The sequence below is a fragment of the Methanosarcinales archaeon Met12 genome, assembly GCA_002813105.2.
Taxonomy (GTDB): Archaea; Halobacteriota; UBA148; order UBA148; family JAJOKI01; genus JAJOKI01.
The window spans coordinates 989,036-1,005,293 of the sequence record CP017966.2 but is presented as its reverse complement, the minus strand read 5'-3'; the positions used below and the strand labels follow the sequence as shown (position 1 = coordinate 1,005,293).

Below are 16,258 nucleotides of genomic sequence, written 5' to 3'. Positions count from 1 at the left end.
GAAATTGTCATAATATTGGCAGATACTTTTCTATCTCATAAGGATGGACGCATACTTTGTATCCATCCCACTCTATCTTTTTATTCTCGATAAAGTTGTTGAAGGTATGATCGCCCAGCGCTTTTCGTACCAGTTCACTTTTCTCAGTCAGTTTGACAGCGTCAATCAGACTGCCTGGAAGCGACTCTATCCCATCCTTCTCTCTTTCCTGCTCACTCATATGAAAAACATCTTTCTCAGTTGGTTCTGGCAATTCATATTTGTTTTTAATCCCTTCCATACCTGCCGCCAGCATTACCGAGAAGGCCAGATACGGATTGCATGCAGGATCTGGACTGCGGTACTCGATTCTCGTTGCTTTTTCCTTCCCTGGCTTATACATGGGCACTCTGACCAATGTAGACCGGTTTCTTCGGGCCCATGATATATACACAGGCGCCTCATAGCCTGGAACCAGGCGTTTATATGAATTGACATATTGGTTGGTGATGGACGTAATCTCCGGTGCATGCTTTAACAATCCTGCGATATATCTTTTAGCAACATCGGATAGATAATATTCGTCACCCGAGTCAAAAAATATGTTTTTATCCCCCTTGAATAAAGATTGGTGTGTATGCATGCCACTCCCATTTACCCCTGATATGGGCTTTGGCATAAATGTGGCATATACGCCGTGGTTTTGCGCTATCTCTTTAACCACCAGTCTATAAGTCATTACAGTATCTGCCATGGTGAGTGCATCGCTATAGCACAAATCTATCTCGTGTTGAGATGGCCCCACCTCATGATGGCTATATTCCACCTTTATCTCCATTGACTCCAGGGCGAGTATCGTGTCGCGCCGCAGATCGCTTGCCGCATCTAGGGTGGTGAGATCGAAATACCCGCCTATATCCAATATTTTGGGCTGTTTCTCGTCCTCAAAATAGAAGTATTCCAGCTCTGGGCCCACGTAAAAAGTATAGTTCGTCTTTTCCAACTGTGCCAGATTTCTCTTCAATATATATCGGGGGTCGCCTTCGTAAGGAGTGCCGTCTGGCTGAAGGATATCACAAAACATACTCGCTACCGCCTTCTCCTTTGGCCTCCATGGGAGAATCCTAAGCGTACTTGGGTCAGGTTTTGCGAGCATGTCACTTTCATCGATTCTGGCAAATCCCTTTATCGACGAGCCGTCAAAGCCCATGCCTTCTGAAAAAGCCTCTTCCATTATATCACTTGAAATAGCGAAACTCTTCAGTTGTCCCAGGATATCTGTGAACCAGAGTCTTATGAATCTTATGTCCTGTTTTTTTATTGCCTCGAGCACCTGCCCCTCATCCTTCGACCTCATCTTAAACCACCTTCAAATTAATTAGCGTCCAACCTATTTTATAAGAAATGAATATTTCTATAAATATCTTTCGGTTTATACGTGATTTGTATAGATTTTTACATATTTTTTGAGACCTCTTTGTTTTAAATCAGTTAATTTTTTAAAGGTTGAAAGATATAATTGATAACATGGACAAAGTCGACGAACTCGACCTTAAAATAATTCGTGAGTTGCAAAAGGATGCGCGTAAAAGTTATAGGGATATAGCCAGCAAAGTTAAGGTCGCCGAGGGGACGGTTTATAACAGGGTAAGCAAGCTTCGTGAAATTGGAGCAATCACTGGGTTCATACTGAACATAGACTACTCAAAGCTGGGCTACGACTTAACCGCATTGATAGGTCTCGTGGTCGAAGGCGGGCATTTGCCTGAGATAGAAGAGGCAATCGCCAGAGAGCCGAACGTTTCAGCAGTATATGATGTCACAGGCGAATACGATGCCATCATAGTAGCGAAGTTCAAAAACCGTTCAGATTTAAATGATTTCATAAAGAACCTTCTTGCCATGGATAACGTGAGGAGAACCTATACGATGATAGTTCTAAATATCTTGAAAGAGGAACACGGAGTGATAATTTAGCCTGAAGGTATTGTAAGAGTATTATGGACGTAGTTGGTGTGACTGCGGCAAATGTCTCTCATTTCTTTCTACTCTCAAGTTCATTTAGCATCTTTTCTATACTTGGTTTAATCTCGGGCAATCTTTCTTTTGCTACCTTCCATACGATCTCATAATCGATGCCAAAATAAAAATGAATGATCTTATCTCTTATCCTTGCCACATCACTCCATGGGATCTCTTTATATCTTTCTCTTAAATGCTGAGGTACGCTCTTGCCTGCCTCTCCTATGATCTCAAGTTTCCTTGCAACCGCGCTGTTTGTTTTATCATCTGCTACAAATTCATCAAAGTTCATATCTCCGATGAACTCATCGATCTTATCTATGGCGCTTAAAATGTCCTTTAGATATAAATTGTAATCTCGTTTCATATTGGAATTGCTTCTTCAAGCACCGCATCCTTTATCTCAGGTCGTATTACGGTTTTTCTGACAAGGTCAACCTTAACGCCTATGATCTCTTCAATATATCTCTCAATCTCTATGAATTTAAGAAGATCGGGGGCATCGTAAAACTCCACAAGTATATCCACATCACTCCCTTCTGTTTGCTCGTCTGTGACCAGAGAACCAAATATATATAGTTCTTTAACACCGTATTTATCTCTCAGTTCTCTTCTATTTGTAGACAAAATCTTTTTTATCTCTTTTAGCGTCTTCATGTCGCCTCCATATTTTATATAATCTCGTTCTCTTTATATTTCAATGCATCATAATTTTGCCTTCACAACACCATTGGAATCCTGATATTTTCCTTTGTACATACTATTCGGCGATGTTACACGGAACAATAGCATCTGGACTATTCGCTCGCCGTAACTTATCTCTATTTCTTTATCGCTCATATTGCTCAGGCACAGCGTCAGGTTGCCTCTAAACCCAGGGTCGATAAAACCGCCGCCCAGGATAAGTCCCTTTCGCGCATATGATGACCGAACCTTTAGAATACTCGCCACGTCCAATGGCATTTCCACGCGCTCGAGCGAACCAACCAGTGCAAACGCCTTTGGTTGGATGACAGTAGATTCCCCTGCTCTAAGGTCATATGATGCGGGTTGAAGCGAATCTTCGTTGAACGGTTTGATAAGTAGTCCTTCTGACATTTTCCTTCTGATATCCCTATCCGACAACATCATGCCATCCACTATACCTGAGCAGGATTTAATACTTTTCTGCGATAAGCTATAATAGAATGGCATAATATAGTGTGATGGGTCTGTGGGGTAGTGGACATCCTTTCGGGCTTCGGACCCGACGACCTGGGTTCAAATCCCAGCAGATCCGTATATCGAGGAATGTTATGAACGGCAAATTAGTTAGAGATAGGGTCATATTGGAAGAGGCTGCCATCGCTGAGTTATACAGTACCAGCTATTACGGGCGCCCCAGGGATGGCAAACTAGAATTAACCCTGACCGAGGCGGCATACCTACTTGGGCGAGAGAGAATCTCGATATCTCTGGATAAAAAACCCCTAAATTTTAAAGAATTTGTCAAGACTGCTTCCAACCTGATGGAAAAATTCGAACTAAAATACATCGTCTACAAAGATTTGCGGGAGAGGGGATATTATGTACAACCAAGTGTAACCGATTTCAGGCTGTACCCCAGAGGGGGGCATCCTGGCAAAACGCCAGCAGAGTATTTCGTGCGCGTGGTATCCGAGAGAGAACCACTCCCCCTGACAGATATAATGCGGCATCTGGAGACTGCGAAAAACGTGCGAAAACAAATCATACTCGCCATCGTGGACGAGGAAGGGGATATAACGTTCTATGATGCTAAAAAGACGGACATGGAAGGAAAGATGAGGGAGGTAAAGACGAACGGCATTAAAGAAGAGGCGGCGCTGCTGGGGGACAGGGTGATAATCTGGGATCCAGAGCTGGCACATGCGCTCCATCATGGCAGCTTTTTTGGGACATTGTTGCATGAAAAAATGCTGCAATTGTCGCTCGTGGAGTCTGCATATCTGCTAAAAAAGAAGGTCATAAAGATCGTCGATGGAAAATCAGGTAAAGTCCTAAGTTTCAAGAAGTTTGCAGAAAAAGCAACGAGAATCGAGCCGATATTTGACGGAAAATACAGGACCTATGAAGGGCTGCGGGATAAAGGACAGGTGGTCAAGACAGGTTTTAAGTTCGGCAGCCACTTTCGTACCTATGAACAGATTGATTCCATTGAAAAACTGACGCATTCTAAATATCTCGTACACGCGATTCCAGGTGACCATATATTTGCATTACAGGAGTTGTCACGTGCCATCAGACTCGCCCAGAGCGTTAGAAAGCGAATGATATTTGCATATACAACCGATAAAAAAGTACAATATGTCGATATTGGAAGAACTAAATTGTGATAAGGAGGCAGAGGGAGTATGAAGCTCGACCCATGGGGAGCCGTGGATATCACGGATTATTCAAAATTGTTCGACGAATTTGGAATAGCTCCTTTTGAGACAATTATCCCGGAGATACCGAATCCACATTTATACATGCGAAGACGAATCATCTTTGGTCACCGCGATTATCAAACGATTCTGGAAGCGATGAAAAATGACTCTCCATTTGCGGTCATGAGCGGATTCATGCCATCTGGTCCCGTGCATCTGGGACACAAGATGGTGATGGATGAGATGATATGGCATCAGCAGATGGGAGCGCATGCATTTTTCGCCGTGGCTGATATGGAGGCGCATTCTGTCCGTAACATCTCGTGGGATAAATGCATTGAAATTGGAATCAACGAATATGTGCTCAGTTTAATCGCACTCGGTTTCAAGTCCGACGGCCACATTTACTTCCAGTCCAAAAATCCGCTGGTAAAAGACCTTGCGTTTGAGCTCGGGATGAAGACGAACCTGTCCGAGATGAATGCCATTTATGGATTTCCCGGCGAAACTCACGTTTCACACATGCTCAGCACGCTCATTCAAAGTGCGGACATCCTTCAGCCACAGCTATCCGAATATGGTGGACCGAAGCCAGTGATAATACCAGTCGGTGCGGATCAGGACCCACACATAAGGCTCACAAGGGATATCGCGAACCGGATGAGGATGTTCAAAGTAGAGCCTCGTGACGGTTACATCAGCGTGAGAGCGAGAGTTGCAAATAAGTTAGCCATGCGCACCATTGCAGACCGCGTGGACGGAAAAACAAAACCCTATGCAGAACACCTGGACATCTATGATAATGATGATATGAAAGCGGTCGAATCCATCGTGCGCGAAGTGGAGGTCGAGCATGGAGGCTGTGGGTTTTACCAGCCAGCATCGACCTACCATCGGTTTATGAGTGGATTGGCAGGCGGCAAAATGTCGAGCAGTGCTCCAAACAGCGTCATTGCGCTGACCGAATCTCCCGACGTTGCAGCCGCAAAGATTAAAAAGGCAAAAACAGGAGGGAGTATCACTCTTGCAGAGCAGCGCCGGTCGGGTGGCGAACCTCAAAAATGCACCGTTTACGAACTTTTGATGTTCCACCTGCTCGAAGATGACGAGCAACTCGCAGGGATATTCAAAGAATGCCGAGACGGCGGGCGCACCTGCGGCAAATGCAAGGCGCTTGCAGTGGAGCTGATGTCCAATTTCCTGAAGGAGCATCAAGAGAAGCGCGAGCTCGCAAAAGAGCGATTGGATGAGTTTGGCTTAAAAATCTGATTTAGAGAGGAATAACGCGAAAAAGTCAGTGATAAGGACCCTGACAGTTCAGATAACATATGCCATTAAAAGAAGTTTTTGTTAGAAAAATTTGGGCGTAGCAACCTGCAAGGTTGTGAAGTCTTTTAACGGCTGTTAGACGGGGACGTTAGCCCCGAGCCAACGAAGTTGGCGAAGAGTTGCGGTTTTATATCTCCCATATTATTCCCAGCGAAACGTTTTTGCTGATATTACGAGTCCCAGGATCAAAAATCCAAGCAAAATTATCATCTAAATCCGCTGCTTCGTTTTGTTCTGCCCATGTTTTTGTCAAGGGCATGCATTTCAGCTAACGCCCTCTCTTATCTTTCACTATCTCCAATACCTTTTTAAACTCGTCCGCTCCCGCCTCTTTTAATAGTTCATATATCAACATCTCTGTGGTTGTAATTACCACTCCATCCCCTCTCACCCTGCCAATCGCCGTTTCAAAATCTGTTTTTAGATGAGAAGAGGTGGCATCCTTGATAATCTGTGTTGAATAGCCATTTTCCACGAGGTCAAGTGCCGTTTGAATCACGCAAATATGCGTCTCAACACCGCAAATTAACACTCTCGTTCGATTGATTTCTTCCAACCTTCTTCTAAACTCTTCATTCCCATAAGAGCTAAAACATAATTTTTCAATAGGATGATACATATTATATTGATGAAGCAATTCCTTTATCTCGGGGATGGTCTCACCCAACTTTTTTTGCTCCACCACCATAACAGGCAGTTTAAAAACGTTTGCAGTTTTAATCAACGCTTTAATATTCTCGACAATTTTGCCTCTCTCGTAAATGGGAAACACAGGACTATTTACCAGCCTGTCCTGCATGTCTATAATTAATAATATGCTATCTTCTTTTCCTGCCATAGCTATATGTGATTTATATTTTAATCTATCAACCATATTTACCATCACCTGAATATCATTCCCATCCCTGTTGCAGCCGACTCGTCCTCTGCCTCTATCTTTTCGATTACCTCTTCTGCCTCTTTTCCCACTACCTTCTCGATTTTTATGCCTTCCAACAGCTCATCGACCTTTTTAATCATCTCAGGCGCAGACCTTATAAATAGATAATATCCTTCGCGCTCTGAATCCACGAACTTGCACTCCCGGACGGTATATCCTACTCGCTTGAGCATGTCCCCACTTAAAATTCTCTCGGCCTCTTTCTTGGTCTCGTAATCGTAAAAATATAATGTGTTCAAATTATGCCCTCCGTTTGATAGGAGCATATATTTTATCTGGGATAAATGTTTTCAATGTAAGTAGTTACAAATAATAGATACTGCATTCTAAATCAGGAGTGTCATTATGGTCGAAATAGACCGCATCAACAGGCTTAATGAAAAGCGCATACTATTGGCGCTTGACAAGGTCGGGTCCGCAAGCCCACAGAGACTTGCAGAGATTTCCAACCTCAAAGTCGATACTGCCATGCAGGCTGCGTTTTCACTTGCCGAGAGAGGGCTGGCGGCGGTAGAGGAGGAAACGACTAAATTTTACTCGCTTACAGATGAAGGGATATTATATGCACAGCAAGGTCTCCCAGAGGGGCGAATTATCGATTTTATGGAAGGAAAAGAATGCACACTGTCCGAGTTAAAGAGGACGTTCCCATGGAGAGATATCAGCATTGCGCTTGGCTGGTTGAAGCGAAAGGGACTGGCGACTATCGAGAAAAAAGGCGAAGAGACGACAATCAGACCAATCAATACGGGCAAAAAAGACGCTCAGAAGGAAATCCTGGACTTTTTGCGCTCACGCCCTTCTGATGGTCTCACGAATTTTTCATCCATGACTATCCAGGAATTGCTCAACAGAAATCTGATCAGCGCTATCGAAAAAACATCTCGCACCATCACCATTACAGATGCTGGGCGCAAATTAGTGCAGAAAGGCATTGTGCTTACGGACGAAATCGGACAACTGACCCCTGACTTGATCAGGTCAGGCAAATGGCGAGAGAAGGGATTGCGGCCATATGACATACACGCGCCAGCACAGGAAACCTTTGTTGCTAAAAAACATCCATATCAACGACTGCTCGATATGATGCGCCAAATATTCCTCGAGATGGGCTTTGAGGAGATAAGGGGAGACTTTATACAGACGTCGTTTTGGAATTTCGATGCGCTGTTCCAACCACAGGACCATCCTGCCAGGGAGATGCAGGATACGTTCTATCTCGATTCCAAGGGGAAGCTGCCAGATAAATACGTGAAAGGTGTAAAAGCGACACACGAGCATGGCGGCAATATCGATTCTGCAGGATGGGGGACTAAATGGAGTCTTGACATGGCACGGATGAACGTTCTCAGAACGCATACTACTGCGATAACGATAAAACATCTGGCAGAACATCCAAAGCCGCCTGTTAAGGCGTTCTGCATCGGTCGAGTATATCGGCGCGAAGCCATCGATGCCACGCATCTCCCCGAGTTTGAGCAATTGGAGGGCGTGGTGATGGATGAGAATGTCTCGTTCAGAGATTTGCTGGGCTATCTGTCCGAATTCTATCATCGCATGGATTTTGAAAATGTGCGCTTCCGTCCTGGGTATTTTCCATACACGGAGCCATCGGTCGAGCCAGAAGTCTATGTGCCAGAACTAGGCTGGATTGAATTGGGCGGAGCAGGCATATTCAGGCGCGAGGTTACGGCTCCGTTAGGTATCGATTGCCCCGTTCTCGCATGGGGGCTCGGTGTTGGCAGGCTCGCGATGTTGCGCCTGGGCCTAAAGGATTTGAGGGACTTATATCGGCCTGATATCGATTGGTTGAGGAGGTATCCTATCTCTCAATTGCGCGAGGGTAAAAATGAGTGATGAGGAAATCGCAATAGTTGAAGAAACCAGTGTCGAGGAAGTAAAAAGAAGATACGAATGATAAAAGGGCGAATGTTTAAAAGAGTTAGGAAGTAATATCTCTGTACTAAGCCGAATTAGAGGCGTATAATAATGAAGATAGAGAAAGTCCAGATACGAAACTTCAGGTCTATTAAGGATCCCAGTGAAATAAAAATCGATAGCAAAGTGACTTGCCTAATGGGCAAAAATGAAAGTGGCAAGACTAATTTTTTAAAAGCTTTAGAATCTTTTAATTTGGATTACGAATATATAGAGGAGGATATTTGTTCTTATTCCGAAGTGAAGGAAAAGTTAGAAAGGGGAGACATAGAGCCCGAAGACATAGATATCATTACAGCTTGGTTTGAAATTGAAAATGAAGATAGAAAAAAGTTAAAAGATATCAACAAAGAACTTGCCAAAATAAAGCATTTAAAGATTACAAAATATTATAGCAATCAATACGAAGTTGAAAGTCCGGAGTGTGGAATCGAAGATTTAGAGGTGGAACCTAAGAATACAGAAGAAATAGTTGAGAATATAAAACTTCAAATTGATGATGTGTCAACAAAACTCCAACAACATACACAAAGATATCCTCCTTTCGCTTCTAGTAAGCCTCAATATGACCAATTTGCAGAAAATTTCCTCTCGACAGATTTTACTAACATATCAAACGTTGAACAAGCTTTCACCACCTTATACGCTAACTTGCGTGGATTACCTAACATAGATGCCACTATTCAAACAGATATTGAAAATACTATCAAGATTCTTGAGCAAATTAAAGGTGAACTAATAACCGAACTCCAAGAAGACGATATCATAGGAAAAATTTTAGAACTAATTCCTAATTCAATTTATTTTGATGCCGTAGATCTTCTAAAGGATAGTATTGAAATAAATGAGTTTCTAAAAAATAGACCTCAATACAAAACTTTTGACAATTTAATAAATTTGGCAGGGTTAGATGTAGAAAAATTAACGGAAAAACCCACACATCGACGCCGTTCTTCTAAAGAAGAAGCTTCAGCGAGAATAACTGGTAGGGTAAATGAGTTATGGCGACAGGGTACTGTAAATGTCAAAATTGGATACGATGGGGGCACTCTTTTTGTCTATATAGAGGACAAAACAGAAGCGCGTGATCCACCAAGTCGGAGAAGCGATGGTTTTCAATGGTTTTTGTCATTCTATATAAACTTTATGGCAGGCACTAAAGGCGAGTTCAAAAATGCAGTAATATTACTTGACAACCCTGGGGTGCTTATTCACCCCTCGGGACAAAAAGACCTCTTAAAAACTATAGAGCAAATCGCAGAAAGTAATCAAATCGTATATACAACTCACTCTCCCTTTTTAATTGACAGAGAGCATCTTAACACAATTAGAATTTTTCAAAAGAAAGAGAGAAAAGTGGGGACAATCATCAAAGAAAAATTTCATGATTCAGATTTTGATGCACTAGAGCCAATAAGGGCCGCTATTGGAGCCACTATTGGCGACTCTCTTTTTGGCTTAAAGAAAAATGCAATTGTGGAGGGATATTCAGATTATCTTATTTTAGAAGGAGTGTCACATTACTTTCAAAGAAATAAAAAGGGATTCCTTGACTTTTCTAAAGTAGCAATTATTTCTGTGGGTGGAGCACAAAAGGTGCCCTATTTCACGCTTTTTGTGTGGAGAAAAGGCTATAAGTTTGTTATAATACTAGATAATGACAATGAGGGAAGAGAGGTTGCAAGAGAGTTAAAAGAAAAATATCCAATAGATGCAAGTTTAGTTTTCAAGTTAGATGAAATAGCACCCGATAAAATGCAGGGAAGAGACATCACAATTGAGGATCTCATTGATCCTTCTTTTTATAACAAGGCTGTTAATGAAGCCTATAAGGTTTGCTTCAGAAAAAAAAGAGGAGAAGAGGAAATAAAATTGGATGAACTTGATACCTCAGTTATCATGCAAACGAAAAAGTACGAGAAATTCTTTAGTAAAAACAGGTTGGGTCGATTTGACAAAACCTTAGTGGCAAAGCAAGTGTACAATATGACTAGCGATATATCTTGTACTGATGACGTTCTAGGAACAAGTACAATAGAAAACTTTGATAAGCTTTTTGAAATAGTTAACGATAAATTGAAGATTTAAAATCGTAGAAGAAAGCGTTGGGTGAACTAATGAAAATTTATCTCGATGAATCGGGTGATTTGGGATTCGGTTCCAGAGCATCAAAATACTTCGTATTAGCAGCGCTCCTCGTTAGAAGCCCGCCCCAAATTAAGAAGTGCTTCACAAAAGTCAGAAGGCAAAAACTCCCCAAAAAATACAAAAAGACGCCAGAATTGAAATTTCACAATTCCAGCCCCACTATCAAAAGACGCCTTCTTGAGCGTATAGCAGACACAGATACCGACATTGTATATGCCGTGTTGCGCAAGCATCAAGTGCATAAGAGTCTTCGAGATAAACAACCCATTATTTATAATTATGTGAGCGGGTCGCTGCTTTCTAAAATCGTCACCGAGTATCGGCTTAAGGGAACCGTGAATGTGTTTGTCGACAAATCCCTTTATGGACTTCAAAGGGAAAGTTTTGACCAGTATTTAACATGGAGGGCACTGATGAGTGACCATACTAGAGAGTTAGATATAAAGCCGCCAAAAATTGTTCATGCAGATTCCCAGCAGGATCCATGTATTCAAGCAGCGGACTTTGTTGCTGGTGCGATACATTGCAAATATCGTGATAAAAAAGATGTTTATTACCAAAAAATTAAGTCCAGAGTCTCTATAGCACTCGACTTTTTTGAGGGGAAAAGCAAAAATTATGTAGTGAACCCTTCCCTACTTCGTCCCACCCGCCTCAGGGCGGCCTCATCCTTTTCGAAAAGGACTTACTCACCAATAACATCAATACAATTAGTAAGACTTAAGACTTTCGTTGGACTTCAAAAGGTGTTAACATGCCAATCATAACCTTACAATACGACGACCTTGAAAAACTAATCGGCGCAGACAGGGATACAATTCTCAAGAGAATACCCATGATAGGCGCTGACATCGAGCGCATTGAAGATGAGCATGTCGACATCGAGTTCTTTCCAGACAGACCAGACTTATTCAGCGTCGAGGGTTTGGCGAGGGCGATGCGTGGTTTTTTGGGAATCGAGACAGGACTGCCCGAATATGATGTTGAAAAATCGGACATCGCGGTCACGATAGAAAAATCGGTCAAGCCGATAAGGTCGCATCTTGCGTGTGCAGTTGTCCGTGGCTTGCGCCTAAACTCCAACAGCATTAAATCCCTGATGACATTGCAGGAGGATTTACACTGGGGATTGGGGCGCAATCGAAAGAAGATGTCCATCGGCGTGCACGACATCTCGAATGTGAAGCCGCCATTCAGATATCTCGCTGTCGGTCCCGATTTTAAATTCGTCCCACTTGAGTGCAATCGGAAAATGTCAATGCGCCAGATACTTGAAACTCACCCGAAAGGAGCGAAATTCGCCCATATTCTGGCAGGGGCAGACCGCTATCCGCTGATAATCGACTCTGCAGATAATGTGCTATCGTTCCCGCCGATCATCAACTCCTCGCTGACGAGCGTTACCGAAGACACCGCCGATGTGTTTGTCGAGGCGACGGGCACCGACCATTCCATTTCCATGGCATTGAACATCGTGGTCACGGCGCTGGCGGAAAGAGGTGGCAAAATCGAGTCTGTTGAGGTTATTTCGGACGGTAAGGGAGTTGCAATGCCTGACATGTCTCCGACGACCAGGAAGATTCAGGTCAGCGAGGTCAACTCGCTCCTCGGACTAAATCTGACAGCGGAACAAATATCTGATGAGCTCGTAAAAATGAGATTTGGCGCCACCATTAATGATGGGGAAATCAAAGTTGCAGTGCCACCCTACAGGGCAGACATACTGCACACCTGGGATATAATCGAAGACGTTGCAATTGGATATGGATACGATCGATTCGAGCTGGCATTTCCAGAAACGCCGGGAATTGGAAAGACACATCCCATCGAGAACAAAATGGCAGTTGTCAGAGAAATAATGACAGGGCTCGGATTTTTAGAGGTCATGACGTTTACCCTGTCCAGCGAACAGGTGCATTTCGATATGATGCGGCGCAAAATAGAAAAGGTCACCAAAGTCAAGCATCCGATCAGTGAGGCCCATACCATGGTCAGGTCGTCCATTCTGCCAAATTTACTGGAAATCCTGTCGCTGAACAAACATCGAGAACTCCCCCAGCGAATATTCAATGTGGGAGATGTGGTCATCAATTCCAAGAACGCACAGCGACTTGCCAGCGCATCCACGCATGCTGCCGCGAATTTTGCCGAGATGAAATCCATACTCGAATCGGTAGCGAAGGAGCTCGGCCTTGAATACGATATCGTCGAATCAGATGACTTGGCATTTTTAGAAGGAAGAAGGGCATCAGTGAGGGTCAATGGAAAGACCATTGGAGTATTTGGCGAAATACATCCGGATGTGATAACTAATTTCGGATTAGATCATCCGATTGTAGCGTTCGAGTTGGAGCTTTTTTAATCTCATGCCATAGACGATGCCCACAAAGAGCCCACTCAAATGGGCAGTGCGTGCCACCATATCTCCTGCGCCAATGAAGAGGATGTCCATTACCGCAAAGAGGATGACTGCATGTGTGATTTTCATCGGGATGAAGTATATATAAGCCCTTATATCGGGCGCGATTATCGCGAGGCATGCAAAAACGCCGAACAGGGCACCACTTGCACCTACCACTGGATTTTCCGACGTTATGAGGTGGCCAATGCCTGCGACGATTCCTGATAATAGGTAAATCGTCAAGAACGTTTTGCTTCCAACCCGTCTTTCCAGTTCAGGTGCGAAGAAAAACATGAAGAGCATATTGAAAAATAGATGCCCAAAGCTACCGTGCAGGAACAAATACGTCACAAGAGTCCACGGCATTGAGAGGACATAATCAGGATGCAGAATAAGTATACCTGGATATAATGGAATGATAGACTGCAAGATAAATGATACGATGCATGCCACTAAGATGATGGTCGAGTAATTCCGTTGATATTTTTCAAGCACAAATCATTACTATTATGCACTCACAGATAAGGTTTATCTATAAAACCAACACCAATCAATGCAGTAGGTATCGTGGTGAAATCATGCGGACAATCAACTGGAGCGACAATGGCCATATTATATTGACAGACCAGACGAAACTGCCGAAGGAATGCGCCACGATTGAATGCAATGATGTCGATACTTTGGCAGAGGCGATACGATCCCTTAGGGTCAGGGGCGCCCCAGCTCTGGGTGTAGCTGGCGGTTTTGGGATCGCCCTGGCTGCGCAGACCAGCAGAGCAAGGAGCCAGAGAGACTTGATACGGGACATTGAACATGCGGCAGAAGTACTGCGAAATACTCGACCGACTGCAGTCAACCTGTTCTGGGGCATCGAGCGCGTTCTAAAGAAAACGAAGACGGGGCGTTCGGTCCATCAAATGAAGGAACTCGCATTAGAGGAAGCCAGGAAGATGGCGGACGAGGATGTGGAGATATGCAAGCGAATCGGCGAACATGGGGCAAAACTGCTGGAAGATGGCGATGTCATTATGACATATTGTAACGCCGGCAGAATGGCTTGTGTGGACTGGGGCACTGCCATCGGCGTAATCAGATCGGCTATCGGACAGGGGAAGAGAATAAAGGTGATCGCATGCGAAACGCGTCCATTGAACCAGGGCAGCAGGATCACGGCCTGGGAACTCCTGCAGGATGACGTTCAGGTTATCCTAATAACAGATAACATGGTGGGGCATGTGGTAAAATCGGGAATGGCGGACAAGATAATAGTCGGTGCCGACCGCATAGTCGAAGATGCGGTGTTCAATAAAATAGGAACGTATACTCTTTCAATAATAGCAAAGGAGCATAAAATCCCATTTTATGTAGCAGCACCGATGTCCACGTTTGATTTTGAAAAGCGCGCAGCGGATATAGAAATCGAAGAGCGGTCTCCCCAAGAACTGAAATATTTCGGAGACGAACAAATCGCTCCGCTTGAGGTGGAGGTGTATAATCCGGCATTTGATGCCACGCCGATGGAGAACATAACTGCGATAATCACGGAAAATGGCGTGTTCCATCCCCCGTTCTCATTTAAAGACATAAGAGGAAAAGAGAGTTAAACTAAAATAAGAATACATTTGATAGAGTAGATTGGAGGGCATATATAATGGCAGCGATAAATTTAATCTGCAAGGATGAGCCAGGTGTGTTGAGAGACATCACAGGAGTGGTGGCGAGACACGGTGGCAACATCCAATACACCCAGCAGTTCATTATCGAGCGGGGCGTCCACCGAGAAAAGGTATCCGTCTGTATGGAAGTTGACAATATCGAGGATATGGATGCACTCGTAGCGGATTTGAATTCACTGGAAGCCATGTTCGATGTTATGACCTATCCGTCCTTTAAGGAGGTATTTGGGTCAAGAGTTATCATCATCGGAGGGGGCGCACAAGTAGCACAGGTCGCGATGGGTGCGGTCAATGAGGCGGACCGGCATAATATCAGGGGCGAAAAAATCAGCGTCGATACGATTCCGCTGGTCGGAGAGGATGCGGTTGCAGATGCCATAAATGCCATAGCACGTCTTCCCCGAGCTGCCATTCTGGTTCTGGCAGGGGCGCTCATGGGCGGACGAATTACAGAGGAGGTCAAGAAACTGCGTGAAAGCGGAATCCCTGTCGTTGCGTTGAATATGGCGGGCAGCGTGCCCGACGCTGCAGATCTGGTCGTGAGTGACCCAATACAGGCTGGGACGTTTGCAGTGATGCATGTGGCAAAGACAGCGGTATTTGATATCAATAAGTTGACGAAGCGACGATTTTAAAAGAATTTCGAAAGCAGTGAGCTCTCTGCCCTGCATAACTCTATGAATCCACAAGAACTGCACTGTACTTTTTCAGTTCTGTCTGGAAGCGCACCGCCTTTTATCTTCTTCACTTTGTCTAAGATTTGCAGGACTTTTCTGCGATCGGCATGTCTGATATTTGCCTCGCGGAATTCACCATAACGGCAATATTCGACGAGACCGCGCCTTACTATCGTATCAAATTCCTCTTCGATGAGGATTGCATAGGCGGTCAGCTGTAGTTTGTCGTTCTTCCAGACTCCGTATTCAGGTTTGTTACCAGTTTTGATAATAGATGGGAAAAGTTCACCATCGATTTGTACTATCTTATCTGGACATCCTATCATGTCGAAGCGTTTAGAATATAATTGATGTTGCACTTTCCACGGCGTAATCTGCTGTATTAACTTTTCCCTGGAGTTACCAACGCCTTTTTCGAGACCCGTGGCTATCAGGTCAACATCGATGTTTGATTTGGATTCCTCGAGTTGCACCTCGGATAGATTCTTCAGTTCATTTCGGTATATGGTTCGAATCCTATCTGCCACTTCATCCAATTGGGCAGTCAACGCACCCGAACAAGAGACTCCGACAAGTCCAGACTCCTTCGGAAGACTTTCGGTTTGAAACAGCGATGGAAAACGGAATGCGAGCTCTTTGAGCAGCAGATGTTCTATATGTTCCGGGGTGATGGCCTCATTGAGTTCGTGTCCGCGAGACGTAAAATAAACCTGGCGCGGACATGACAGGTATAATCTCAAATCAGAAACTCTTATCGTCAA

General features: G+C 44.0%; 17 protein-coding genes and 1 tRNA gene. 10 read left to right on the top strand and 8 right to left on the bottom strand.

What is annotated here, in order from left to right:
* Positions 1 to 7: 7 nt before the first annotated feature.
* Complete coding sequence (locus BME93_06385) at positions 8 to 1,336, bottom strand: glutamine synthetase family protein (protein ATZ61669.2); 1,329 nt, start codon at positions 1,334 to 1,336, stop codon at positions 8 to 10.
* 170 nt (positions 1,337 to 1,506) lie between these two features.
* Here BME93_06385 and BME93_06380 point away from each other — a divergent pair, with 170 nt between their 5' ends.
* Positions 1,507 to 1,956: an Lrp/AsnC family transcriptional regulator gene (locus tag BME93_06380; protein ID ATZ61668.2), complete on the top strand. Its 450-nt coding sequence runs from the start codon at positions 1,507 to 1,509 to the stop codon at positions 1,954 to 1,956.
* A gap of 58 nt (positions 1,957 to 2,014) precedes the next feature.
* Here the strand turns inward: BME93_06380 and BME93_06375 are convergent, their stop codons facing one another.
* Genes BME93_06375 through dcd form a run of 3 tightly spaced genes read right to left on the bottom strand, consistent with a single transcriptional unit; the run spans position 2,015 to position 3,132 of the window.
* On the bottom strand, positions 2,015 to 2,368 hold the full coding sequence (locus BME93_06375) for a DUF86 domain-containing protein (GenBank protein ID ATZ61667.2): 354 nt from the start codon (positions 2,366 to 2,368) through the stop codon (positions 2,015 to 2,017).
* Positions 2,365 to 2,658 carry a nucleotidyltransferase family protein gene (locus tag BME93_06370; GenBank protein ID ATZ61666.2) on the bottom strand — a complete coding sequence of 98 codons (294 nt, stop codon included), beginning with the start codon at positions 2,656 to 2,658 and terminating at the stop codon, positions 2,365 to 2,367. Before BME93_06370 ends, BME93_06375 begins: the two co-directional genes overlap by 4 nt.
* A 48-nt stretch (positions 2,659 to 2,706) precedes the next feature.
* The gene (gene dcd, locus BME93_06365; GenBank protein ID ATZ61665.2) at positions 2,707 to 3,132 is read right to left on the bottom strand and encodes a dCTP deaminase; all 426 of its coding nucleotides are present in this window, start codon (positions 3,130 to 3,132) and stop codon (positions 2,707 to 2,709) included.
* A 76-nt stretch (positions 3,133 to 3,208) separates the two neighbouring features.
* On the opposite strand from dcd, the gene BME93_06360 reads away from it, so the two are divergent.
* From BME93_06360 to BME93_06350, 3 genes are all read left to right on the top strand, one after another.
* Positions 3,209 to 3,280: transfer RNA gene (locus BME93_06360), tRNA-Arg, on the top strand.
* Between the two features lie 16 nt (positions 3,281 to 3,296).
* Entirely contained in the window at positions 3,297 to 4,355 is a 1,059-nt protein-coding gene (gene endA, locus BME93_06355; protein ATZ61663.2) for a tRNA-intron lyase, read from the top strand.
* Between the two features lie 18 nt (positions 4,356 to 4,373).
* Positions 4,374 to 5,657, top strand: a complete 1,284-nt coding sequence (locus tag BME93_06350) for a tryptophan--tRNA ligase (protein ATZ61662.2) — start codon at positions 4,374 to 4,376, stop codon at positions 5,655 to 5,657.
* A gap of 328 nt (positions 5,658 to 5,985) precedes the next feature.
* Here BME93_06350 and BME93_06345 read toward each other — a convergent pair whose 3' ends face one another.
* Complete coding sequence (locus tag BME93_06345) at positions 5,986 to 6,591, bottom strand: isochorismatase family protein (GenBank protein ID ATZ61661.2); 606 nt, start codon at positions 6,589 to 6,591, stop codon at positions 5,986 to 5,988.
* Between the two features lie 8 nt (positions 6,592 to 6,599).
* Positions 6,600 to 6,896 carry a hypothetical protein gene (locus BME93_06340; GenBank protein ID ATZ61843.2) on the bottom strand — a complete coding sequence of 99 codons (297 nt, stop codon included), beginning with the start codon at positions 6,894 to 6,896 and terminating at the stop codon, positions 6,600 to 6,602.
* Positions 6,897 to 7,002: 106 nt separating this feature from the next.
* Between BME93_06340 and BME93_06335 the strand changes: the two genes are divergently transcribed.
* From BME93_06335 to pheT, 4 genes are all read left to right on the top strand, one after another.
* The gene (locus BME93_06335; GenBank protein ID ATZ61660.2) at positions 7,003 to 8,514 is read left to right on the top strand and encodes a phenylalanine--tRNA ligase subunit alpha; all 1,512 of its coding nucleotides are present in this window, start codon (positions 7,003 to 7,005) and stop codon (positions 8,512 to 8,514) included.
* Positions 8,515 to 8,646: 132 nt separating this feature from the next.
* Positions 8,647 to 10,683 (top strand): AAA family ATPase, encoded by a 2,037-nt coding sequence (locus BME93_06330; protein ID ATZ61659.2) that lies wholly within the window; start codon positions 8,647 to 8,649, stop codon positions 10,681 to 10,683.
* A 29-nt stretch (positions 10,684 to 10,712) separates the two neighbouring features.
* Positions 10,713 to 11,510, top strand: a complete 798-nt coding sequence (locus BME93_06325) for a DUF3800 domain-containing protein (GenBank protein ID ATZ61658.2) — start codon at positions 10,713 to 10,715, stop codon at positions 11,508 to 11,510.
* Positions 11,498 to 13,105 (top strand): phenylalanine--tRNA ligase subunit beta, encoded by a 1,608-nt coding sequence (gene pheT, locus BME93_06320; protein ID ATZ61657.2) that lies wholly within the window; start codon positions 11,498 to 11,500, stop codon positions 13,103 to 13,105. The genes BME93_06325 and pheT overlap by 13 nt, the downstream gene beginning before the upstream one ends.
* Here pheT and BME93_06315 read toward each other — a convergent pair.
* The gene (locus BME93_06315; GenBank protein ATZ61842.2) at positions 13,064 to 13,639 is read right to left on the bottom strand and encodes a rhomboid family intramembrane serine protease; all 576 of its coding nucleotides are present in this window, start codon (positions 13,637 to 13,639) and stop codon (positions 13,064 to 13,066) included. The genes pheT and BME93_06315 overlap by 42 nt on opposite strands.
* An 83-nt stretch (positions 13,640 to 13,722) precedes the next feature.
* Here BME93_06315 and BME93_06310 point away from each other — a divergent pair, with 83 nt between their 5' ends.
* Together BME93_06310 and BME93_06305 are read left to right on the top strand one after the other, a co-directional pair.
* A complete protein-coding gene (locus BME93_06310; protein ID ATZ61656.2) occupies positions 13,723 to 14,748 on the top strand; it encodes an S-methyl-5-thioribose-1-phosphate isomerase in 1,026 nt (341 codons plus the stop codon).
* A gap of 47 nt (positions 14,749 to 14,795) precedes the next feature.
* On the top strand, positions 14,796 to 15,455 hold the full coding sequence (locus BME93_06305) for a DUF5612 domain-containing protein (protein ID ATZ61655.2): 660 nt from the start codon (positions 14,796 to 14,798) through the stop codon (positions 15,453 to 15,455).
* Here BME93_06305 and cas4 read toward each other — a convergent pair.
* The gene (cas4, locus tag BME93_06300) at positions 15,452 to 16,258 is read right to left on the bottom strand and encodes a CRISPR-associated protein Cas4 (protein ID ATZ61654.2); all 807 of its coding nucleotides are present in this window, start codon (positions 16,256 to 16,258) and stop codon (positions 15,452 to 15,454) included. The genes BME93_06305 and cas4 overlap by 4 nt on opposite strands.